15 protein-coding genes are annotated in these 21,211 nt (G+C 68.2%); 2 read left to right on the top strand and 13 right to left on the bottom strand.

The window, feature by feature from the left end:
• Positions 1–88: 88 nt before the first annotated feature.
• The 6 genes from BVG12_RS06760 to BVG12_RS06735 all read right to left on the bottom strand — a co-directional run bounded on the left by BVG12_RS06760 (position 89) and on the right by BVG12_RS06735 (position 11,001).
• Positions 89–1,951, bottom strand: a complete 1,863-nt coding sequence (locus tag BVG12_RS06760; RefSeq protein ID WP_075791759.1) for a glycoside hydrolase family 28 protein — start codon at positions 1,949–1,951, stop codon at positions 89–91.
• A 10-nt stretch (positions 1,952–1,961) separates the two neighbouring features.
• A complete protein-coding gene (locus tag BVG12_RS06755; RefSeq protein WP_075791758.1) occupies positions 1,962–4,565 on the bottom strand; it encodes a pectinesterase family protein in 2,604 nt (867 codons plus the stop codon).
• On the bottom strand, positions 4,562–5,338 hold the full coding sequence (locus BVG12_RS06750) for a rhamnogalacturonan acetylesterase (RefSeq protein WP_075791757.1): 777 nt from the start codon (positions 5,336–5,338) through the stop codon (positions 4,562–4,564). The genes BVG12_RS06755 and BVG12_RS06750 overlap by 4 nt, the downstream gene beginning before the upstream one ends.
• 58 nt (positions 5,339–5,396) lie before the next feature.
• Positions 5,397–8,123, bottom strand: coding sequence for a TonB-dependent receptor (locus tag BVG12_RS06745; RefSeq protein WP_075791756.1), 2,727 nt, complete (start codon positions 8,121–8,123; stop codon positions 5,397–5,399).
• A gap of 227 nt (positions 8,124–8,350) precedes the next feature.
• On the bottom strand, positions 8,351–9,568 hold the full coding sequence (locus BVG12_RS06740) for a BT3233 family polysaccharide utilization protein (RefSeq protein ID WP_075791755.1): 1,218 nt from the start codon (positions 9,566–9,568) through the stop codon (positions 8,351–8,353).
• 26 nt (positions 9,569–9,594) lie between these two features.
• Positions 9,595–11,001, bottom strand: coding sequence for a glycoside hydrolase family 88/105 protein (locus BVG12_RS06735; RefSeq protein ID WP_075791754.1), 1,407 nt, complete (start codon positions 10,999–11,001; stop codon positions 9,595–9,597).
• A 119-nt stretch (positions 11,002–11,120) separates the two neighbouring features.
• Here BVG12_RS06735 and BVG12_RS06730 point away from each other — a divergent pair, with 119 nt between their 5' ends.
• A complete protein-coding gene (locus BVG12_RS06730) occupies positions 11,121–12,182 on the top strand; it encodes an alpha/beta hydrolase (RefSeq protein ID WP_229503825.1) in 1,062 nt (353 codons plus the stop codon).
• Here the strand turns inward: BVG12_RS06730 and BVG12_RS06725 are convergent.
• Genes BVG12_RS06725 through BVG12_RS06705 form a run of 5 tightly spaced genes read right to left on the bottom strand, consistent with a single transcriptional unit; the run spans position 12,136 to position 16,905 of the window.
• On the bottom strand, positions 12,136–13,344 hold the full coding sequence (locus BVG12_RS06725) for a M24 family metallopeptidase (protein WP_075791753.1): 1,209 nt from the start codon (positions 13,342–13,344) through the stop codon (positions 12,136–12,138). The two genes, BVG12_RS06730 and BVG12_RS06725, sit on opposite strands and share 47 nt — an antisense overlap.
• A 13-nt stretch (positions 13,345–13,357) precedes the next feature.
• Positions 13,358–14,647: an FAD-dependent oxidoreductase gene (locus BVG12_RS06720; RefSeq protein ID WP_075791752.1), complete on the bottom strand. Its 1,290-nt coding sequence runs from the start codon at positions 14,645–14,647 to the stop codon at positions 13,358–13,360.
• Entirely contained in the window at positions 14,644–14,907 is a 264-nt protein-coding gene (locus tag BVG12_RS06715; protein WP_179966255.1) for a 2Fe-2S iron-sulfur cluster-binding protein, read from the bottom strand. Before BVG12_RS06715 ends, BVG12_RS06720 begins: the two co-directional genes overlap by 4 nt.
• Positions 14,894–16,012 carry an NAD(P)/FAD-dependent oxidoreductase gene (locus BVG12_RS06710; protein WP_075791751.1) on the bottom strand — a complete coding sequence of 373 codons (1,119 nt, stop codon included), beginning with the start codon at positions 16,010–16,012 and terminating at the stop codon, positions 14,894–14,896. Before BVG12_RS06710 ends, BVG12_RS06715 begins: the two co-directional genes overlap by 14 nt.
• Positions 16,009–16,905, bottom strand: a complete 897-nt coding sequence (locus BVG12_RS06705) for a dihydrodipicolinate synthase family protein (protein WP_075791750.1) — start codon at positions 16,903–16,905, stop codon at positions 16,009–16,011. Before BVG12_RS06705 ends, BVG12_RS06710 begins: the two co-directional genes overlap by 4 nt.
• A gap of 167 nt (positions 16,906–17,072) precedes the next feature.
• Between BVG12_RS06705 and BVG12_RS06700 the strand changes: the two genes are divergently transcribed.
• Complete coding sequence (locus BVG12_RS06700) at positions 17,073–17,819, top strand: AraC family transcriptional regulator (protein ID WP_075796237.1); 747 nt, start codon at positions 17,073–17,075, stop codon at positions 17,817–17,819.
• A 2-nt stretch (positions 17,820–17,821) separates the two neighbouring features.
• Here BVG12_RS06700 and BVG12_RS06695 read toward each other — a convergent pair whose 3' ends face one another.
• Both BVG12_RS06695 and BVG12_RS06690 read right to left on the bottom strand, forming a co-directional pair.
• Entirely contained in the window at positions 17,822–18,760 is a 939-nt protein-coding gene (locus tag BVG12_RS06695) for a 4-hydroxyproline epimerase (protein ID WP_075791749.1), read from the bottom strand.
• A 408-nt stretch (positions 18,761–19,168) separates the two neighbouring features.
• Positions 19,169–21,202 carry a DUF4214 domain-containing protein gene (locus BVG12_RS06690; RefSeq protein ID WP_075791748.1) on the bottom strand — a complete coding sequence of 678 codons (2,034 nt, stop codon included), beginning with the start codon at positions 21,200–21,202 and terminating at the stop codon, positions 19,169–19,171.
• Positions 21,203–21,211 lie beyond the last annotated feature (9 nt).

Here is a 21,211-nt window from a genome sequence, read left to right as displayed (position 1 = left end):
GGCGCACTGCATCCGAATTCGGAAAGTCAGCATGGGTTCCCGCCTTTGCGGGAAGCCGTTCCCGGCAATGCCGGGAACGACGTTCATCCTACGCCGACAACGTCGTGTCGTAGCGCTTCCCGCCGATCGTCACATTGGCCAGCTTCAGCCCGCGCACATTGTACGTGTACCACGGCTGCTCGCGGTTGACCGGCGTGCCGAAGTCGCAGTCCGCGATCGTCACGTCGCGCACCGGCAAAACGGCGGGCGCCGGGGCCGGGCCGTTGTAGTCGGAAGCGACGGGCCCCAGGATGACGAACGCCTGGAAGCACGACGCCTGCGTGCCATTCTTCGTCTTCACATCGCCCACCTTGACCTTGGAAATGTGCACGTTGCGCACCTCCGGCAGGCGCACGCGCACATTGTCCGCGCGCGGCGTGTAGTCGCAGTCGAACGTGACGACGGCGCCGGCGGCGGTGGCGACCGTCTTCGACGCGATCGGCGACCCCGGCAGCGACGCATAGAACGAGGGACTCGTCTGCACGCCATTCGGGATGCTCACGTTGCGCACATAAAAATTGCGCAGGTAGCCGCCGCGGTTCATGTTCGTTTTCAGGCGGATCGCCGTGTTCAGCGGATTGGTCGCCCAGTTCATGTTCTCGAACACGAGGTCTTGCGCGTACACGTTCCGGATGCCGCCCGCCATCTCGCTGCCCAAGGTGACGGCGCCGTGGCCGCTCTGCATCGTGCACTTCTGGATGACGATGTTCTGCGACGGACCGTATTGCGTGTCGAGGTTCTTGCCGGCCTTGATGGCGATGCAGTCGTCGCCCGTGTTGAACTGGCAGCCTTCGACGAGCACCGTGTCACAGCTTTCCGGATCGAAACCGTCGCTGTTCGGCCCCAGGCTGTTCGCATGCACCCTGCGGATCGCGAGGTTGCGGCACGCGACCGGGTGATGCTGCCAGAACGGGGTGTGCATCACCTGGTAGCCTTCCAGCAGCACGTTGGTGCACCCGATCAGCTGGATCATCGGCGGGCGCAGGTAATGGCCCAGGCCGAACACGCGCTTCTCGACCGGCACGCCCGCTTCCGACAGCGCCGGCAGGTACGCGTCGTCCGCGCGCCACTTGTCGCCTTCGCCCTGGATCAGCAGGCGTTTCTCTTCGGAGAGGCTGGGTGCGCCGTCGGCCAGCGACTTCGGATTCAGCGCGTTGACCTGGTTCTGCGCCAGCTTGCCGGGCACATAGTTCGGCGACTTGTCCTGGGCGACCGAATTGATCGTCCCGTTCTTGCCCTTCCACGTCCACCAGCAGTCAAGGCGCCCCGGGAACGGTACGCCGCCCTGGCCGTCGAGGATCGCGGTCCAGTCGTCGCCGGTCAGCGCGATATTGTCCTGGTTGCGGGCATAGATCATGGACGAAAAATTCAGGCAGTCGTTGCTCTGCCAGCGCGACACGACCAGCTTGCCGTTCGGGCCGCAATCGACGTCGCCGTATTTCGCGTAGTCGGCCGGGTCGTTGCTGAAGTAGACGTGCGCGCCGCCCGCGAGGTGCACGTTCACGTTCGACAGCAGCACGATGGGTCCCGCGCAGTACCAGTCGCCTTTCGGGATCACGACGCGGCCGCCGCCCTCGGCGTGGCATTTCTCGATGGCGGCCTTGATCGCGGCGTAGCAATCATGAGACCCCGGCGCCGGCGTCTGCAACGTGGCCTGGTCCTCGAACGACACCCAGGCTTGCACCGGCACGAGCCGGCACGGCGCGGCACCGAAGTCCGCGACGAGGTAATCCGCCTTGCGGAACGTGACGGGGTTGGCGAGACGCTGGGCGATGCGCGCGGCTTCCTGCCACGGATCGCCGGCGCGCGCGGCTTGGCGGGCGGCGGCCAGCGCGTGCGCGGGGCCGGACAGCGCGAGGCCGGCGACAGCAGCGGTTTTCAAGAAGCCGCGGCGGTCGGATGATTGCTTCATGGTGACTCCGTCATTCAATGGTGTTGTCGTATTCGCCGAGATAGATGTCGGCGGGGACCGGGCGGGGACCGTCGCCCAGCGTCGTCGCCGGATCGAAGGCCGTGCCGGCCAGGTTGTCCCAGTAATCGTCGGAACTGAATTGCGCCGGGCGGTGCGCCAGCGTGCCGTTGCGGTTCCATTCCGACCACGGCGTCGTCTTCTCGAAATGGGGCCCGATGCGCGAACGGAGGATCACGGCCTTGCCGACGGTCTCCAGCGTGCGCTTGCGGATCGTGCCTTGCGGCGCCTTGTAGACATCGACATCGCCCGGTTTGCACGTGTAGCCGTCGACCGGGATGAAACCGTACGGCGTGCAGCGCTCGTTATGAAACCATTGGCGGGCGAAGTAGAACCGGGTGCGTGCCTGGCCCGGCGCGTCGCTCGTGAAACGGCAGCCGTCGAACACGAAGCCATATTTCGCGCGGCGGTTCGTGTCCGGCGCCGCCACGTACGATGCCGAGCGCCCTTTGACCGCGTGGATGTCGCAATCCTTGAAGACGGCGATCGTGTCGCCGAAGATGAAGTCGACGTCGCCCTCGATGTGCGTATCGTGGAAGAAGCTCCGCACCGTCGCGCTGCCGTCCTTCGAGCTGAGGAACAGCGTGTCCTGCAGGCCGAGCAGCCGCACGCGCTCGAATTGCACCTTGTCCGCGCCATCCACGCGCAGTGCGACGGCCTGGTGGTGCACGCGGCTGCCGCCTGTCGTGTCGGGGCAGTTGTCGCCGCCGCACTCGGGATGCGTCACGGCGCCGTCGCGGTTGTACGCGTTCTCGATGGTCAGGTTGCGGGCCTGGAAGCCGTCCGCACGCACCCACACGGTCGCGGAACCCGTCGTCTGCAGCGCGGGCAGGTCCTTCAGCGCGTCGTACATGGCGCGCACGCCCGGCGCCGCGTGCTCGAATTCGGCGGCGTAGCGGCTGCGGTAGGCGGCGCCCGTCGTCGACGCGTCCAGCGACGCGCTGATGCGCACGGCCTGCGGATCGTTGCCGGCGCCGACCAGCGTGATCGGCGGCGCGCCGGGCAGCACGTAGACCAGTTCACGGTAGGTGCCGGGCGCGATGCGGATGACGACGCGCCGCGTGCCGCCCGCCGCCACGGCACGGTCGACGGCGGCCTGCACGGTGGCAAATGTGGCCGTGCCGTCCGTGGCGACGGTGTAGTCGGCTGGCAGGTCGGCCTTCGTCGCGAGCGGATCGGCCAGCGGATCCCACGGCTCGACCCTTTCATTGCCGACCGGCCCCACATACTTGAGCACCTCGCGGTAATCGTACGCGCGGGCCTGTTCGGCCGTCAGTCGCGGGCGTGGATCGCGCATGGCCGGCTCGGGGAACGGCGGGAAGCGGCCGGCGCAATCGGCGGCCGTGCCGAACGCACCGTCAACGCGTGCATATTCCTGTCTGATGTCCGACCCGGCGGCGACGGACACGTCCTGCAATGCCAGCACGAGCGGATGCGCGTCGTCGTAGCCCTGCAGCAGGATCCGGCCCGGCGTCGTGCTGCGCACCCGTTCCATGCGGATGCCGGCATAGTCGGGCACGAGCTTGCCCGGCTGCGCGGGTTGCTCGTAGTGCGTCGTGATCTCGATGGGCGAGCGGATGCCGCGCAGGCAGACGTCGCGGTAGACGATGCCGTCGACGCGGCCGCCGCGCATGTCGTTGCTCTTGATGCGCAAGCCCGACGTGGTGCCGTCCATCGTGAGGTCGTCGACGAGTACCTTGTGCACGCCGCCGTTCGTCTCGCTGCCGATCGACATGCCGTGGCCACTGTAGAAACGGTTGTGCAGGATACTCACGTTTTCCGTCGGGCCGAGGTTGCCGGCCTTGATGGCGACGTTGTCGTCACCCGTGCGGATGATGCTGTGGGCAATGGTCACGTTGCGCGACGAAATCGGGTCGATGCCGTCCGTGTTGCGCGCGTCGTGCGGTGTGTCGATGACGACGCCCCACGCCGTGAAACCGTCGACGTCGTTCAGCGTGACGTGGAAGTTCGGCGAGTTCGTAAGCCGGATGCGGTACAGCGTGACGTCACGGGCCTGGTCGGCCTGGATCAGGCGCGGCACGTTTTGCCGGCTCTTTTCCTTTTGCGCGCGGCGCGCGATCTGCCACCACGTCTCGCTCTTGCCGAGGATGGGCTGTCCGCCCTGGCCGTCGATGGTGCCAAAGCCCATGATGCCGGCGCCGCGCACGTGGTCGAGCGCGATGAACGGACGGCAGCCCCGGCCCGAGGCGTCGTTCGTGCCGCAGGTGCCGGCGCCGCGGTCGAACAGGCGCGGGTCGGTGCTGGCGTAGAGTGTCGCGCCGCGGTCGACGAGCAAGGTCACGCCGTCGCGCAGCTGCAGCGGACCGGAAACGAAGCTGCGGCTGTCGTTGCTGGCCGCGAGGACGACGGCGTGGCCGGGCGCGCACTTGTCGATGGCGGCCTGGATGCGCGCCGCGTCGTCGCGGCCGGCGAGGGTGGTGTCTCCGATCAGCACCGCGCACGCGGGCGGCACGACGGGCTCGCGCACGGTGCGGCTGTCCTGCGCGTATGCGCCCGCGCCGGCGAGCGCGCACGCGAGCACGACGATCCGCTTCAAGGCTTGCCCCCGTCCTTGAAGTAAGGCGCCGTCTCGGGCCGCGCGGCCACCAGTTCCCGCTCGACCATGCGCGCGAAGAACTCGGCGCCCTTGGCGCCGAGGTGTGTGCGGTCGAACGCCGACCTGGCGGCGCCGGCCGGCTCGGTCTTGTTCGGATCGGCGGGGAGGCCGTAGCCGGCCGGACGCGGGACGACGGCCAGCGTGTCCGCTTCGTCCTGGCCCATGGCCTGGACGGCGGCCACGCTGTCCTTGTTCAGGTCGAGCAGCACGGCGTGTTCCTGCGCGGCCGCGCGGCGCGTGGCCTCGGCCCAGGGCGCGAGGTCGTTGGCGAGATAAGTGCCCTTGAACGTGCGGCGCGCGAGCGGCGTCACCAGCACCGGCACACCACCGAGTGCGCGCGTCTCCTGCGCATAACGCGCCATGTTGGCGGGGAACTGGGTGACGAGGTCCGTCGAGCGTCCCGGTTTGCCCGGCTGGTCGTTGTGCCCGAACTGCACGAGGACATAGGTGGCCTTGAAACCGGCGCCGTTCTTGAGCATGCGCTCGACCTCGTCCCAGCGGCCCTCTGCCCGGAAGCTGCCGGTGCTGCGGCCGCCGCGCGCGAGGTTCACGCACGTGACGTCGGGTGTGAAGCGCGCGCACAGGGCGTCGCCGTAGCCGCTCTTCGTGGCCATCGTCGAATCGCCGACGAGGATGACGCGGATCGGCGCCTCGGCGGCGCTGGCGTGGCCGGCCAGCACGAGCGCGGCCAATGCGATACGTTGAATGAGCATCGTTCTCCTCTCGTTGGAAAGGGCGCATCCGGCGGACCGGATGCGCCGCGTGCGGCGATCAGTCGAAATCGTAGCTGACGCGCAGGTTCCAGGTGCGGCCCGTCGGATTCGCCACGCTGCTCAGGTAACCGCTGCTGTAGATCGTGTTGTTGGTGATCGGCGGGGCCTTGTCGAACAGGTTCGTCACGCCGGCCGTGATGCGGACCTGCTTCTGCACGCGGACCGACCCGGTCAGGTTCCACGTCGAGTACGACGGGATATCGCGGTAGTACTGCGACGTGACGGCCGTGTTGGCGTCGCGATAGTGGCTGTTGAAGTTGTTGGTCAGCTGGGCCGAGTAGTCGCCGCTCTGCCACGTCAGGCGCAGGTTGTGCTTCCAGCGGAAGGTGATGATCGGGAAGCTCGACGTGGTGCCGTTGCTGGCCCAGCCGAACTGGCCGACGTTCGACATCCACGGGCCGTTCGGCACGAGCTGGTTGTCGAAGTGCGTCAGGTAGGTGCCGTCGATGGCCGCGCCGAACGTGCCGTAGGTGTTGCGCGCGATCTCCCAGTTGGCCGACACGTCGACGCCGCCGGCGATCTGGCCGCCCAGGTTCATCGTCGTGTTGTTGATGTAGGCGAGCGAGCCGTCGGGGTTACGCACGAACAGGTTCTTGTAGTCGGCGTAGTTCGTGAAGTAGACGTTTTCCGGCGGGTTGGCCAGCATGTCCTTCATGTTGACCTGCCAGTAGTCGAACGACGCGGTGAACGAACGGCTCGGTTCGAACACGACGCCCAGCGTGCCGCCTTTCGAGCGTTCCGGCTGCAGCGCGTTGTTGGAGCCCGTCAGCTTGTTCAGCTTCGCGTTGCAGACGTCGGCCGCGTTGGCGCCGGCGACGGCCGTGCCGGTGCCGGGGATCGCCGGCGTCGGCCCCGGGCACAGGACCGGGTCGTCCCAGCGCGCGGCCGTCGTCGTGTTGGCGACGGTGGTGCGGTAGCCGTAGCGGTCGAACAAGGTCGGCGCGCGGAAGCCGGTGTTGGCGGAGCCGCGGAACATGATGGTCTTGGTCGGCTGCCAGCGGAAGCTGATCTTCGGCGTGACGGTCGAGCCGACGTCGCTGTACTTGTCGATGCGCAGGGCGCCGTTCAGGTCCAGGGTCTTGGTGACGGGCGCGTCGATCTCGGTGTAGATGCCGGCCACGTTGCGCGCGCTTTCGCCGTGCGCGGGCACGCTCTTGGCGTACGTGATGTCGGCGGCCTGCGCCAGCTTCGTGTCTTCGTTGGTGTCGCGGTGCAGGTCGGCGCCGAGCGCGAACGCGAGGTCGCCGCCGGCCAGCGCCATGAGCGAGCGGCTGACGGTGCCGTCGAAGCCGTAGTAGGCGCTCTTCGAACTGCGGTTCTGCATGCCGTCGGCGGCGATCGATTCGAGGTAGTCGCGGCCGGCCTGGTCCTGCAGGCCGAACGGGTTCAGCACGCCGTTCGCCAGGCCGTTGATCAAGCCGATGCCCGAGAAATAGCCGGACTTGTAATAGCCCTTGCGCAGCGACAGGCCATAGCTCATGCCGGCCTTGTAATCCCAGTTGCCCAGGTGGCCGTCCGCGGACAGCAGCAGGCGCTGGTTGATCTGGTTGTCGCGCGTGACGGCCGGGCCGAAGTCGGCCACGGCCCAGCTCACGGTCAGCGGCTGGTTGGTGATGCCCGGCACGGCCGGCACGCCGCCGCTCTTGCCCGGGTACCACTTGCTGGTCGACGGCAGGATCGGGGTGCGCGCGCCGACGGCCAGCGCCTGCGTCGGGGTCTTGGACGCGAAGATCGATTCGTCGCCGCGCGTGTATTCCACGGTGACCGTGTTGTCGGCGTCGATCTTCCTCGTCACCTTGGCGTACATCGTCAGCTGCTTGTTCGGGTACAGCGCCGTGCCGTACGTGTCGTTGTTCAGCACGCAGGTGTTCTTTGCGCCCTGGATCGAATACGGGCTCAGGCAGCCGCTCGCATAGTACGGGTTCGCGGCATTCTTGTTGGCGGCGCTGGTGAAGTTGGCCGGCGTCGCGTAACCGCCGCTGGCCGCGCCCGGCGGCAGGCCGATGGCCGTCATCGCGGCCGCGTCCGGGACGAAGCCGGCGCGGTCGGACAGCAGCAGGCGGCTGCGCTGGTGGAAGTCGACGGTGCCGTAGACGTTCCAGCTGTCGCGTTCCAGGTTGCCCTTGCCGAAGGTGGCCTGGATGCGCTGCTCGTCGCCGCCGCCGCGGCGCTGCGGATGCACCAGCTGCACGGTGACGTTGCCGCCCTCGACTTCGCGCTTGGTGATGAAGTTGACGACGCCGCCGATGGCGTCCGAGCCGTAGATCGACGAGGCGCCGTCGCGCAGCACCTCGACGCGCTGCAGGGCGCTGATCGGGATGGTGTCGAGGTTGGCGTAGCCGTCGGCGATGGCCTCGTTGGCGAGGCGGCGGCCGTTCAGCAGCACGAGGGTGCGGTTCACGCCGAGGCCGCGCAGGTTGATGTTCGTGCCGGAGCCGGCGTTCGACGGCTGCAGCGATGCCGATTGGGGCAGCGCCATCATGACGTCGGCCAGCGTGGTCATGCCTTGCTTGACCAGTTCGTCGGCCTTGATCGTCGTGACGGGCAGGGCTTCCTCGGCGGCGAGGCGCTTGATGCTGGAGCCGGTGACCTCGACGCGCTGCATCGGCGCGTCCGCCTGCTGCGCCTGCGCCTGCTGGGCGAGGCTCAGCACGGCGAGCGCGATCGAGGACAGAACGAATTGGCGGGAGGTTGGACGGGGCGGGATGCTGCGGGGGTGTTTCATGAAGCTGTCTCCTGTTTTTTATCGATGACGTTTCGGCATCCACGGGGCGATGTGGCGCCGATGTGTGCTTCTTGCAAAACCAAGCCTGGCGAGGTTGAACCCGCACGTACTTTGCGTGGGGCCCGTTGGTGGGATCATTCTAAAGTGGTCTGACCGCAATATCAATGTGGTCAGACCACATTTGCGGGATAATGTGTTGGGAATTCAACACGCCCGATGGACGGGCATCAGTTCGCGCCGGCGGCGAGGGTGATCTGCACCGGGTGTGCGATGCGCCGGGCTTCGGCCGCGACATAGGCCTGCCACGCCGATTTCGACGTGATGCGGCCCGCGCGGTCCCACGCGGCGCCGACCCAGTAGCGGAGCAGCTTGCCCGATTCCACCTTGGCCAGGACGAGGTCGTTCAGCGCGTCCTCCGCATAGCCGCTGGCGGTGGGCACGATGATCGCCGCGCCGAACGCGCCGTTCGTCGCCTGCTCGACCCATTGCAGCAGCGCATGATCGGCGCCATCGCGCACGAGCGCGATGCGCGCTTCCTGCTTCTTGTCCGCCGGCGTCTTGTTCAGGCCCACGGCCACCGTCAGCGCGGACGGGCCGGCGAAGGTGAAGGTGCTGTCGATCCGGTCCAGCTGGTGGCCGGCGTCGACGGTGAAGCGCTTCACTTCCGTGACTTTGACGCCGGCGGCATCCCAGGCGTCGTAGGTGAGTTCGAACACGGCGCGCACCGGGCCGTTGGCCAGCACCTTCCAGCCGGCGTAATTCCCGCTCGTGTACAGGCGCGCGCCATCCCACACGCCCGTGCCGCCGGCCCCGCGCGAGTGGCCGACGTTGTACATGTCCATGCCTTCGCCCTCGTCCTTGTGGTAGTGGTCGTGGCCCTTGTTGTACCAGCGGTCGACGATCGGATAATCCACGCGCTTGAACCAGATATCGAGGCCGCTCGTCTCCAGCACCTCCTTGCCGCTGCCCGCGGGTGCCGGCGCGGCGAGGGCGGGGCCGTAGGTGCGGTGGCCGATGACGTCGTTCTCCCACGCGAAATCGTCGAGGCGTTCGGGAACGTAGCGCGCGAACGCCTTGGGCGCGAACGGCGGCGTGAGCGCGTCGCTCTTTTCGACGACGAACGTCGCCGTCTTTTCGCCGGGCGCGAAGTCGTGCTGGAACAGCAGTTCGCCGTATGCGATGCCGACCCCGTCCGGATCCTTCGCCTGCGGCGCGACGTTCGTCACCTGGTAGGGCAGCACATGGCCGGCGGCGTCCTTCACGACGAGATGCTGGATCAGCGCGCCGGGCAGCGCGGCGTTGACATCCTTCCACGGGACGGCGATCGTTTCCGACGGGCGCGCCGCGTCGAGGTCGTGGCGCGCGGTGACGGTGAGGCGGTCGCACGCGCCGGCGTTCGCGCACAGCAGGACGCTAGCCGCGCATAACAGGGTTTTCGCTTGCATGGTGGGCGTTTCCATCGTGGGAGGATTCAAGGATGTTCGCGGTAGCTGGTCTGGCCGCCGTCCTTGGGCACGTAGTGGTAGGTGCGGACGCGGTACTGGATCTCGAACGCCGGGTTGTTCAACAGGCGGATCATCTCGGCGCCGGCCAGCAGCATCGGACCGTAGCCGTGCAGCGCGGCGGTGCTCGTGGGGCGGTTGTAGTAATAGACCTGGTCGCTCGCGAACGTCGTGCCCACGCAGGTGCCCTCCACGCGGCCTTGCGCGTCGATGCGGGCGGACAGCGCGTTCCAGCCGGCCTGCGCGATCGAGCCGTACGTGGTCGGGCTGATCCACCCCTCGTTGACGGCGTGCGCCAGCACGTAGACGAACATGGCGCTGGCGGACGTCTCGAGGTAGGAATCGTCGCGGTCGATCATCTGGTGCCACAAGCCGGCGCCGGACTGGCGTTCGGCGATGCCGCGCAAGGTCTTCTTCAATTGCGCCAGCACTTTCGGATAGCCCGGATGGTCCTTGGGCAGCACGTCGAGCACGTCGGACATGGACAGCACCGCCCACCCGTTCGCGCGCGCCCAGTAGAAGCGCGGCGCGTCCGGGTTGTTCGCGTTCCAGCCGTGTGTGTACAGATTCGTCTGCGGATCGAACAGATAACCGGTCATCTGCAGGACGTTCCTCACCGCGTCGTCGAAGTAGGCACGGTTGCCCGTCATGCGGCCCAGCTCCGCCAGCGCGGGAATCCCCATATACATATCGTCGGCCCACAGAGACACGGCTTGCGGGCGCTGGCGCGCGAGGGTGCCGTCGGGCAGGCGGAACTGGCGCCTGGCGACCCAGTCGCCACACACGCGGATCGGGCCGGCGAGGTCCGGACCGATGCCTTGACTGCGCGCGCGCATCATCGCGGCGCACATGGCGCCGGCGTCGTCGAGCGCGCGCGGATCGAGGAAGTGGGCGAAGCTGTTGGCGCGTTCCAGGTGGAAGCGCTGCTCCTGGGCGCGGAAGTACGGCAGGCGGTCGGCGAAGAACCGGAAGTGGCGTTCGGTGAGCGCGGTGTAGCTCTTGTCACCGGTGACGGCGGCGGCCTTGATCAGGCCCGCGTGCACGACGCCCATCTCATAGGCCTGCAGGCCGAAGTCCGCGTCCTTCGTCTCGACCACGGCGTCGACCACCGGCTCGCGCAAGTCGGCGACGGGGGCGCCGCCGGCCTTGTGCACGATGCGGGTCGGCGTCTGGCTGTCGATATACCCGCGGATGCGCTGCAGCGACGCCGCGATCTCCGCCGCGACGGGCTTCTTGTACGGCACCGGATACGTGCCCTCGCCGGGGTCGCCGGGATTCTTGTTGTCGGGGTTGCGGTAGGTCCCGTCCGCGTGCGCGGGCGCGGCCAGGCACGCGACGGCGGCCAGGATGGCAAGCAATCTGGTTGGCGGTTGCAACGTAGTCTCCAGTCGTTCTTATCGGATGGACGGTCCACGTGCCTGGCGGCCGGGCCGTTCTTATCTGGTCGGACCATTCTAGGTTGGTCTGGCCACTTTTGCAAGGTGGACTAGCCGCGATGTGGCGTTCCGTGCCATACTGGTCCGACGAAACGGAGGCGGGCGCGATGATGGCGAGGATGTGGTGGTGGGCGGGCGCGGCGATGGCGCTCGCGGCATGCGCGGGGCAGCAGGCGAAGGGGCCGGCGCCCGAGAGTTACACGGCGGCGACCACGTATGCCAAGCTGGCGCCCAAGTATCCGTTCATCCGCATTGCCGGCAGCACCGTGCCCGCATCGGTGCGCGCCGTCAGGGACATCGCGTACGTACGGCGCGGCGCGCATGACCTCAAGCTCGATCTGTATATGCCGGCGGACCGCGGTACGCCGCCGCACCCGGCCATCGTGTTCGTGCACGGCGGTGGCTGGCGCACGGGCGTCCGTGCCAATTTCGCGCCGATGGCCATCCGGATGGCCGAAAGGGATTATGTGGCCGCCACCATCGATTACCGCCTGTCGCCGGAAGCGCCGTATCCGGCAGCCATCCACGACGCCAAGGCGGCCGTGCGCTGGGTGCGCGCGCACGCGGCGGATTACGGCATCGATCCGGACCGCATCGCCATCGCGGGCGGCTCGGCCGGGGGCCAGATCGCGGCGTTGACGGGTGTGACGAACGACGAGGCGCGTTTCGATCCGGACGGCGCGCCCGGCGCGGTGCCCTCCAAGGTGCAGGCGATCGTGAACATCGACGGCCTGTCCGATTTCACGTCGGAGGAGGCGCGCAAATACGAGGACGACCCGGCCAAGCAGCCGTCGGCGGCGGGCGCCTGGTTCGGCGGCCGGTATGCGCAGCAACCCGCCCTGTGGCGCGACGCGTCGCCGCTGTTCCATGTGGCGCCTAGTACGCCGCCGACGCTTTTCATCGTCAGCGCGCAGCGGCGTTTCAGCCTGGGACGGGAAGAGATGGTCGCGAAGATGCGGGCCCTTGGCGTGGCCAGCCGGGTCGTGCCCGTGCCGGACACGCCGCACAGCTTCTGGCTGTTCGATCCGTGGCTGGCCCCCACGGTGGAGGCTACGGACGCCTTCCTGCGGACGGTCATGCCGCCGCGAACGGGTTCTCCAGGCTCGCCGCCGGCTGCGTGAACCACTTCGGCCCGGTCGTCGTCATATAGAAATGGTCTTCGAGGCGGATGCCGAATTCGCCCGGCACGACGATCATCGGTTCGTTCGAAAAGCACATGCCCGGTTCGAGCGGGCGGCGTTCGCCACCGACCAGGTACGGGCCCTCGTGGATGTCGAGGCCGATGCCGTGGCCCGTCCGGTGCGGGAGGCCGGGCAGCTTGTAGCCCGGCCCGAAACCGTTGGCTTCGAGCGAACGGCGCGCGGCCTTGTCGACGTCTTCGCACGGCACGCCCAGCTGGGCGGCCTCGAACGCCGCGCGCTGCGCCGCCTTTTCCGCGTTCCAGACGACGCGCTGGCGTTCGGACAGTTCGCCGAACGCATAGGTGCGGGTGATGTCCGAGATGTAGTTGTGGACCTTGCAGCCGGTGTCGATCAGCACCGTATCGCCCGGTTTGAGCGTCTGCACGTAGTTGACGCCATGCGGATACGACGACGCCTCGCCGAACAGCACGATGCAGAAATAAGAGCCGCTCGCCCCGACCTTGCGGTGCGCGAGGTGGATGAATTCCTCCACCTCCGACGTCGTGATGCCCTCGTACAGAATGGACGCCGCCGCCACGTGCACGGCCATCGTCATGTCCATCGCGCGCTGGATCAGCGCGATCTCCGCATCGGATTTGCGCGCGCGGCAATGGGAGCAAACCGGATGCGCGTTCTGCAAGACATAGCCCGGCGTCGCGGCGCGGATGGCGTCGAACAGGAACAGCGGCGTGCTCTCGTCGATGGCGAGCGTCGCGCCGGCGTCGACGCCGAGCCGCTCCAGCACGGCGCGCAACAGGACGGCGGGCTGCTCGTGCTCGTCCCAGCAGGCGATGTCGCCTTCGACCAGCATGAAATTGCGGATCGTGTTTTCCTCGAACGCGGGCGCGATGTACACCAGGTCGCCCCGCGCCGGCAGGACGGCGCCCACCATGCGTTCGCTGGGGTTCCACTTCGTGCCCGTGAAGTACGTCAGGTTGCTGCCCGCATTCAGATAGAGGGCGGCGATGCCTTGTTCCGCCATGAAGGCCCGGACGCGTTCGATGCGGGCGCGGTGCTCGGGAAGCTGGATGGGCTGCGCGCCGGCCGTCATGTCGGACAGCGCGTCCAGCGCCGCCTGTTTGGTCTTTCCACCGATAGTCATGGTTCTCCTTCGTTCATTCGATCTGCGATAGGGCCCGCGCGCTGGCGGGTTGAATCGGTATCCGGGCCTCCGGCTGCGTCCAGCCGAACAGGAAGCCGCACGCCGGGCCGCAGGTCTTGCCCTGGCAGGCGCCCATGCCGACGCGGGTCGCCAGCTTCGCTTCGCGCCAGTCGCGGTGCGGCAGCAGGCTGGCCGCCGAGACGTCCTCGCAGCGGCAGACGATCGTCTCGGGCCGGCACATCGCTTTCAGGGCGTCGTCGGGCGCGAACGTGCGGTCGAGCAGCGCGGCGAAAGCCCGCGATGCGCGGAGCCTGGGCAGGTCGCGCGCGGACGGACGCAGGTCCAGCGCGGCGAGGGCCGCGAGCCTGCCCTCGGCCACCGCCTTGTCCACGCCGCCGATGCCGGTGCATTCGCCGGCGGCCCAGATGTCCTCGCGGCTCGTTCTTTGCGCGCCATCGACGACGACCGCGCCGTCGGCCGTCTCGCAGCGCAGCGCGCGGGCGAGGTCCGTGTTCGGGACGAGGCCGAAACCGGCGCCCAGGAAGTCGCAGGGGTACGTCGTCTCGCCGGCGCACGTCGCGACGACGACGTCGCGCAGTATATCGTGTCCCTGCGCGTATCCCTGCGCGTGCACCTGCGCGTCTCCCCGCGCGGCGACGATCCGCGCGCCCGTCCGGTAGGGAATCGCGCGCAGCGCCGCGAACAGCGACACGGCCTGCCACAGCTTGGCCCTGTGCCGCGCCAGCAGCCCGAGGCCGAATGTCGACAACCGCGGCCACCGCTGATACTCGACGATGGCGGACACGTGCGCGCCCGCCTGCAGCGCCGTCAGCGCCGCCGCCAGCAGCAGCGGGCCGGTACCGGCGACGACGACGGCCCGGTCCCGCACCGGCATGCCGCCCTTGATCAGCGCCTGCAGGCCGCCCGCGCCCGTGACGCCGGGGAGCGTCCAGCCGGGAAACGGCAGACTCAGTTCGCGCGCGCCGGCGCAGATCACGAGGCGCTCGAAGGCGACGGTCTTGCCCTGGTAGCCGGTCTCCAGCAACAGCGTGTTCGCGTCGACGCAGCCGATGACCTGGGCACCCTGCATGTGCGTGAAATTCGGGTGGCCGTGCAGCGTCCGCCACATGCGGACCGCGCGCGGCTCAAGCCAGGCGGCCGGCCCGCCGCGCCAGATCTGGCCGCCCGGCGCCGGGTTGTCGTCGATGAGGCAGACACGGGCGCCGGCGTCCAGCGCCGTCTGTGCGGCGGCCAGGCCAGCCGGGCCGCTTCCCACGATGTGCAGCAGTTTGGCCGGCTTCACGATTCGTCTCCCGTTACGATGGTCATGCCGTCCCGGCACAGGGTCCGGCAGGCGAGCCGGTGGACGGCACCGTCGATCGTCACGCGGCATTCCTGGCACTGGCCGATGCCGCAGAACGCGAACCGGCGCTGGCCCGTGACGGACCGGCGCGTGCACAGCGAGCCGGACGCCGCGATGGCCGCGACCATCGTGCTGCCTGCGGAAACGGCGACCGCGACGCCGTCGACGGTCACATTGCGGATGGAGTCAGGCGTGAGCATAGGCGAACCTCGAGGGTGAATAAGGGCCGGCGTCGATGGCGGGCGGGCGCTCCAGCATCAGGTCGGCCAGCAGTTGCGCGGTGCCGAACGCCGTCGTCACGCCCAGGCCTTCGTGGCCGGCGGCGAGCCAGACGCGGTCCAGCCCCGGATGGCGCCCGATGACGGGACGTCCGTCGCGCGTGGCGGGACGCAGGCCGGTCCAGCTGCGGATGATCGTCATGTCGGCGAGGCAGGGCAAGAGCGCGATGGCCGAGCGCAGCACGTGCGCGAGCACGCGCGGATCGACGTCCGTATCAAGGATCCCGTCCTGGCGACACGACCCGATCAGCCATTGGCCCGTGATGCGGGGCTGGACGTTCGCGGCCACGGCCAGCGCATCGCTGCCCGCTTCCGTCTGGCCGTATCCCATGCTGACCACCTGGTGCGACAGGCGGCGCGGATAGCGGGCGGTGATGGCGAGGTGGCCCTTGCGCGGGAACACGGGGACGTCGGGCAGCAGATGCGGGACGGCGTTGCCCGCCGCGATGACGACGGCGCCGGCGGCGAGGCGCTCGCCGGATGCCAGCGTGACGGTGCCGGCATCGATACGCTCGACCGCCGCGCCGAACATCGCCTGCCCCCCGAGCCCGACGAGGCGTGCCGCCAGGTCGCGCGCGACGGCGGGCGGGTACACCACGCCGTCCCGCGCGACCCGTACGCCGCCCGCCAGCCCGGCGCGCAGCGCGGGTTCCGCCCGGGCCAGGTCCGCGCCGGACAGCGCGTCCGCCTGCCATCCGCGCCGGCTGAGGCGTTCCGCGCGGGCCAGCGCGTGGGCCATCTGCCCGTCGTCTTCCGCGACCCACAGCGTGCCGCAGCGGACGTGTTCCGCCAGGCCGGCCTGCGTGGACAGATAATGGTCCCAGCGGCCGAGCGACAGCAGGCACAGGTCGAGTTCATCGTCCGTCTCGTCGAGCGCGACGAGGTGCCCCATGCCGGCTGACGTGACGCCCGCGCCGGGATGGCGCGCGTCGACGAGCAGCACGGCCAGCCCGCGCGCCTGCAATTCCACGGCACAGGCGGCGCCGACGATGCCGGCGCCGACGACGATCGCGTCCGGCTGTTTCACGCGAGGGCGGGCAGCGCGGGACGGCAGGCGAGGGCGGTGCGGATCGTCTGTTCGACTTCCGCGCGGCGCTCCCCGGCGAGCGGCAGGCGCGGTGCGCGCACGCGCTCGTTCGAGCCGATGACCAGCGTCTCGGCCAGCTTGATGTTCTGGACCAGGTAGGTCGACACGTCCAGATCGAGCAGCGGCCGGAACCAGCGGTAGATGGCCAGTGCTTCGTCGTAGCGCTTGGCCTGCACGAGGCGGTAGATGGCGACCGTCTCCCTGGGGAACGCGAGGCCCACGCCGGCCACCCAGCCGACCGCGCCGACGGTGAGCGCTTCGAACGCGAGGTTGTCCACGCCCGTCAGCAGGTCGAAGCGGTCGCCGAAACGGTTGATGATGTCGATGCTGCGGCGGATGTCGTCCGACGATTCCTTCACGGCGACGAAACGCGCATCGCCGGCCAGTTCTTCCATGATCTCGATCGTCACGTCGACACGGTAGGCGAGGCGGTTCGAATAGATCATGATCGGCAGGTCGGCCGCCTCCGCGATGGCTGTCAGCGTGGCCACCGTCTCGCGCGGGTCCGTGTGATAGATCGTGCTGGGCACGACCATCAGGCCGTCGGCACCGGCTTGCGCGGCCTTTTTGGCCAGCGCGCACGCATCGCGCGTCGCCGCTTCGGCCACGGTCAGCAGCGCCGGCTTGGTGCCGCTCACCTGCTTGCACAGTTTAAAGACTTCGATGCGTTCGTCGTGCGACAACATCGGGCCTTCGCCCAGCGAGCCGCAGGCGATGAGGCCGTCGACGCCGGCGTCCATCTGGAGCTCGAAGCATCGGAGCATTTCGTCATGGTCCAGCGAACCGTCATCCTTGAACTTGGTGGTGACGGCGGGAAGAACACCTTGCCACATATTGTCTGTCTCCTTTGCGCGCGGCGATTGAAAGCATCCATGCTAGGCCGTATCGGGGACGAGGTCTTGCGTGAAGCTGGCGGCCGGCAGGCCGAAATCGGCACAATGCCGGGGCGCCGTTTGCCATGCCGGCGGAACAGGCCTATATTCTCCGTCCGGAGGAAATCATGATTGACGCATCAACTGTCCGGGCATTCGACACTATCGGCATGGAAGCCGTCGAGGCGATCTTCGACGCGCTGAACGACGTCGCGTTTTTCGTCAAGGACCGCGACGGCCGCTATCTCAGCATCAATCGCACGATGGTGCGGCGCTGCGGAGTTCGGCACAAGAAGGACGTGCTGGGGAAAACCGCGCTGGAACTCTTCCCGCGCGCGCTGGCGGAAACCTATCTGGCGCAGGACCGGCTGGTCATCGACCAGGGTACGCCCATCGACAAGCAGCTGGAACTGCACATCTATCCGGGCCGCAGCCGCGGGTGGTGCATCACGAAGAAGATGCCGCTGTTCGGCAAGGGCGGCGAGGTGGTCGGCCTGATCGGCACGTCGCAGGATCTCGGCCTGCTCGACGACCTGCATCCCGCCTACCGCCAGATCGCGCGGATCGCGCAGCACATCAGCGAGAATTATCGGGAAAACATCTCGCTCAAGGCGCTGGCGGACGAGGCGGGCTTGTCATTGTCGCGGGTGGAGCGGCTGTTCCAGAAAGTGTTCCAGCACTCGCCGCGCCAGCTGCTCGTGCAATGCCGGCTGTCCGCCGCGCGCACGCTCATCGAGCAGGACCCGGCGGCGAAGATCGCGGAGATCGCGTATGAATGCGGCTACACGGACCACAGCGCCTTCAGCCGCCAGTTCAAATCGTACGTGGGGATGAGCCCGACCGAATACGGCCTGCACGTCAAGAAAAGCGCATGAGGCTAGGCCCCGCCCGGGATGCCCCATGCGAACGGATCGGTGTCGTCGAACAGCAGCGTGGCCTCGCCGCTGACCCAGGCGGTGCCGCGGATCGTGGGCACGATGCCGTCGCCGTCGCGCCGGTAGCTACCTTCGAACACGCTGCCGATGACGCTTTCCTGGCGCCAGACGGCGCCTTCCGCCAGCTTGCCGTCGTCCGCGAGGCAAGCCAGTTTCGCGCTGGTTCCGGTGCCGCAGGGCGAGCGGTCGTACGCCTTGCCGGGGCAGAGCACGAAGTTCCGGCTGTCCGCCGACTCCGACTCGGCAAACAACTCCACGTGATCGATGACCGCGCCCCCCGTCCCGGTGATGCACTGCGCGCGCAGGGCCGCCATGACGGCTTCCGCGAACGCCGTCAGCGCGGGGAGATTGGACGGGTCGACGTCGAAGCCGTGGCGCTCGACGAGGAAGAACCAGTTGCCGCCCCACGCGACGTCGCCCCGCACGGTGCCGTAACCGTCGACGGCGACGGCGACGTCTTTGTGCGCGCGGTATGCCGCGACGTTCTCGATGCTGACGGAACCGTCGGCATGCAGTTCGGCCGTCACGACGCCGACGGGCGTGTCGATGCGGTGCCGGCCGGCAGCGATGCGTCCCAGATGGGCCAGCGACACGATCAGGCCGATGGTGCCGTGTCCGCACATGCCCAGATAGCCGACGTTGTTGAAAAAGATAACGCCCGCAACGCACCCTGGCGCATGGGGTTCGCACAGCAGCGCACCCACGAGGACGCTTGACCCGCGCGGTTCGCAGACGGTGCCCGTGCGGATGTGGTCGTACTCGTCGCGCATGCGCGCCAGCCGTCCGGACAAGGGCCCGTCGCCCAGGTCCGGACCACCGTCGACGATGAGCCGGGTCGGCTCGCCGCCTGTATGGGAATCGATGATCGCGATCTTTTTCATGTGTGCTGTTGTCGTTGCAAGCGTCACGCAAGGTTAAACGCGGGCAAGTGGCCGGTCTTGTCGTTTTTACGCGTTCCGGGCAGGGAAAGCGGCACACTCGTCCGGCCCAGGCATCGGCTGTGACAATTTGCGGGAATTCAAATATTCGGACGACGATATCGACAGATCAGTTGCTGCCGTTATCAAGCAGCTCAACTCCGCTTTTGTCTCAGCAGAACGCCGCGATACTTGTACGTCAACGTCTCAGGCCACCATGGCGAGACGTGGCGGGCGACTTACGCGGGTATCCGCAAGGCCGTGCTGCTGTCATGCTTGGCGCTGTGCAGGCTGGAGCGCAACAAAGCCCCGGGCCATTGCGGCGCCGGGGTTCGGGTCACCCGGCAGCGGCTGCCGGGCACGCATTCAGGATTAACCGTGCACCGGCGCAGCGGTACCCACCACGGCGACGGCGGCGGTCGCCGCCAGCGTGATCGTGCCGGTGGTCGGATCGACATGCAGCGTCGGGGCGGTCGGGCCAAAATTCTCGACCACGATGCTGTTGACGGAGGTGCCGTCCGACCACTGGATCATGTAGTCGTCGCTGGTCGTTGCCGTGCCGGCCTTGAACACGCCGCCGGCGTCCGAACCCTGGACGATGGCGTAGTTGTTGGCGGTCGCGTTCGCGAGGTACGTCGTGTGACCGGCCGCGGTGCCGGTGAAGGTGCCTGCGGCCACCCGGATGACGTCGTTCAGGCCCGCGTTGACGATCACGTCCATGGCCGAGATCGAACCGCCGTCGGTGAAGACATGCGTATCCGTGTCGCCCTTGCCGTACAGGAGCACGTCGACGACTTTGTCAACGCCCAGGTCGATGTGGTCCGCGCCCGCGCCGCCCGAGATCGTGTCGGCGCCGGTGGTGCCGGTGATGGTGTCATTGCCGCCGAAGCCCCAGACGTGGGTACCGCTGACGGTATCGCCGGATGCCGTGCCCAGCGTGTAGACAGTGCCGCTGCTGTCGGTCACGGTGGTTCCGGTGCCGGTGGTGCCGGCGGTGCCGGTCGAGGCGGCCGAGGTGGTCACCGACACGGTGCCGCTCACCACTTGGGCCTGTTCGCCCAGCGTCGCCTGACCAGCGCTGATGGTGCCGACGTGCGTCGCGGTCTTGGTGACCGGATCGACCAGGCTGATGTCGCCGGAGTTCACGCCGGAGATGTGCAAACCTGCAGCGTCGGCGACAATCGTCAGCGTGCTGCCCGACGTGTTGCCGCCGGTCGTGGCCGGGTGGGCCACCACGGCCAGCTTGCCGTCCGGGTTGACGTTATCGGCTCCGGTGGCGACCAGCGCGTTGCCGGCCAGGTCGCGGATCGAGCCGCCCAGCGCGTGCGAGGCGGAGGTTGCCAGGTCGGTGGTGTTCTGGTCGTCGTCGCCCACCGTGTAGCTGAACACCAGGGTATCGGTGCCGCTGCCGCTGACGTAATGCGCCACGCCTTCGTTATTCAACAGCAGGTGCGGCTCGCCCTTGACCTGGACCGCTTCGCTGAACTTCACGCTGAAGGTCACCTTGTCGCCAACGGCAAGGCTGCCGTCGTTGTCGCCATACGCAATCGACTTGACCGTCGGCGCGGTGGTATCACCACCCTGCGGCGCATGGCCACGGTAAACCAGGTCGGTGGCGGCCGGCATGCCGCCGCTGTCCAGCGCCTTGATCAGGTCAGGCAGGCTGGTCCCCGGCGGCATGGTCTTGAGCACCTGGCCCATGCCGGCGCCACGCAGCAGCTGCGCCATGCTGGCCGGGTCGGTTGCGCCGTGCTTGGCCGCCTCGGCCAGTGCCTGCAGCAGCGTGACCGGATCGGCCTTGCCCTGCGACGTGTCGGCCAGGTCGGCAAGCGAAGTACCGCTGCCGGCCAGCGAGTCGATCACGCTCGGCGCGTCCTTGGCGGTGCTTGCCAGGCTGCTGGCGGCGGCGACCATGTTGTCGATGTCCGTGCCGGTGGTGGTCGAGTTGACGGACTTGACCAGCAGCTGGCCGGCCTGGATGGCCTCATAGCCGTCGTACGAGGTGCCTGTCGCGGCCACATGCGCGGTGAATTCCGCCGCCGCCTTCTGGCGCAGGTCGACCAGGGACGCGTCGCTGCCGAGTGCACCCTGCAGTACGTTGATCGCCACGTCGGCCATGCTCGCGTGGCCCTTGCTCACGGCGTCAACCCAGTAAGACAGGCCGGCGGCATCCGGGGCGCGGTTGAACAGCTGCTGGTAGATTTCGGTAATGCGGTCGGACGCGGTGGTCGAGCTGAAGCGGACGGTGGCTTCCTGCGAGTTGGCGAACGCTTCCTTGATGGCGCTGAGGTCGCCGCCCGCCTGGGCGAGCTGCTGCGACCAGTACGCCAGGCCAGCAGGGTCGGCCGGACGGCCGTAGAAGGCAACGTAAAACGCGTTGACGGTCGAATCGTTGGTGGTGCTCATGGGTTCTCC

It is taken from the genome of Massilia putida, from assembly GCF_001941825.1.
GTDB classification, from domain to species: domain Bacteria; phylum Pseudomonadota; class Gammaproteobacteria; order Burkholderiales; family Burkholderiaceae_D; genus Telluria; species Telluria putida.
The sequence above is the reverse complement of the archived record's forward strand: the minus strand, read 5'-3'. Positions and strand labels throughout refer to the sequence as shown.

What these genes read in the sequence shown, in the direction of transcription:
- BVG12_RS06750 (WP_075791757.1), bottom strand. Translation starts at nt 5,338, where the DNA reads ATGCTCATTCAACGTATCGCATTGGCCGCGCTCGTGCTGGCCGGCCAC.
- BVG12_RS06760 (WP_075791759.1), bottom strand. Translation starts at nt 1,951, where the DNA reads ATGAAGCAATCATCCGACCGCCGCGGCTTCTTGAAAACCGCTGCTGTC.
- BVG12_RS06740 (WP_075791755.1), bottom strand. Translation starts at nt 9,568, where the DNA reads ATGCAAGCGAAAACCCTGTTATGCGCGGCTAGCGTCCTGCTGTGCGCG.
- BVG12_RS06695 (WP_075791749.1), bottom strand. Translation starts at nt 18,760, where the DNA reads ATGAAAAAGATCGCGATCATCGATTCCCATACAGGCGGCGAGCCGACC.
- BVG12_RS06745 (WP_075791756.1), bottom strand. Translation starts at nt 8,123, where the DNA reads ATGAAACACCCCCGCAGCATCCCGCCCCGTCCAACCTCCCGCCAATTC.
- BVG12_RS06690 (WP_075791748.1), bottom strand. Translation starts at nt 21,202, where the DNA reads ATGAGCACCACCAACGATTCGACCGTCAACGCGTTTTACGTTGCCTTC.
- BVG12_RS06705 (WP_075791750.1), bottom strand. Translation starts at nt 16,905, where the DNA reads ATGTGGCAAGGTGTTCTTCCCGCCGTCACCACCAAGTTCAAGGATGAC.
- BVG12_RS06730 (WP_229503825.1), top strand. Translation starts at nt 11,121, where the DNA reads ATGTGGCGTTCCGTGCCATACTGGTCCGACGAAACGGAGGCGGGCGCG.
- BVG12_RS06715 (WP_179966255.1), bottom strand. Translation starts at nt 14,907, where the DNA reads ATGCTCACGCCTGACTCCATCCGCAATGTGACCGTCGACGGCGTCGCG.
- BVG12_RS06700 (WP_075796237.1), top strand. Translation starts at nt 17,073, where the DNA reads ATGATTGACGCATCAACTGTCCGGGCATTCGACACTATCGGCATGGAA.
- BVG12_RS06725 (WP_075791753.1), bottom strand. Translation starts at nt 13,344, where the DNA reads ATGACTATCGGTGGAAAGACCAAACAGGCGGCGCTGGACGCGCTGTCC.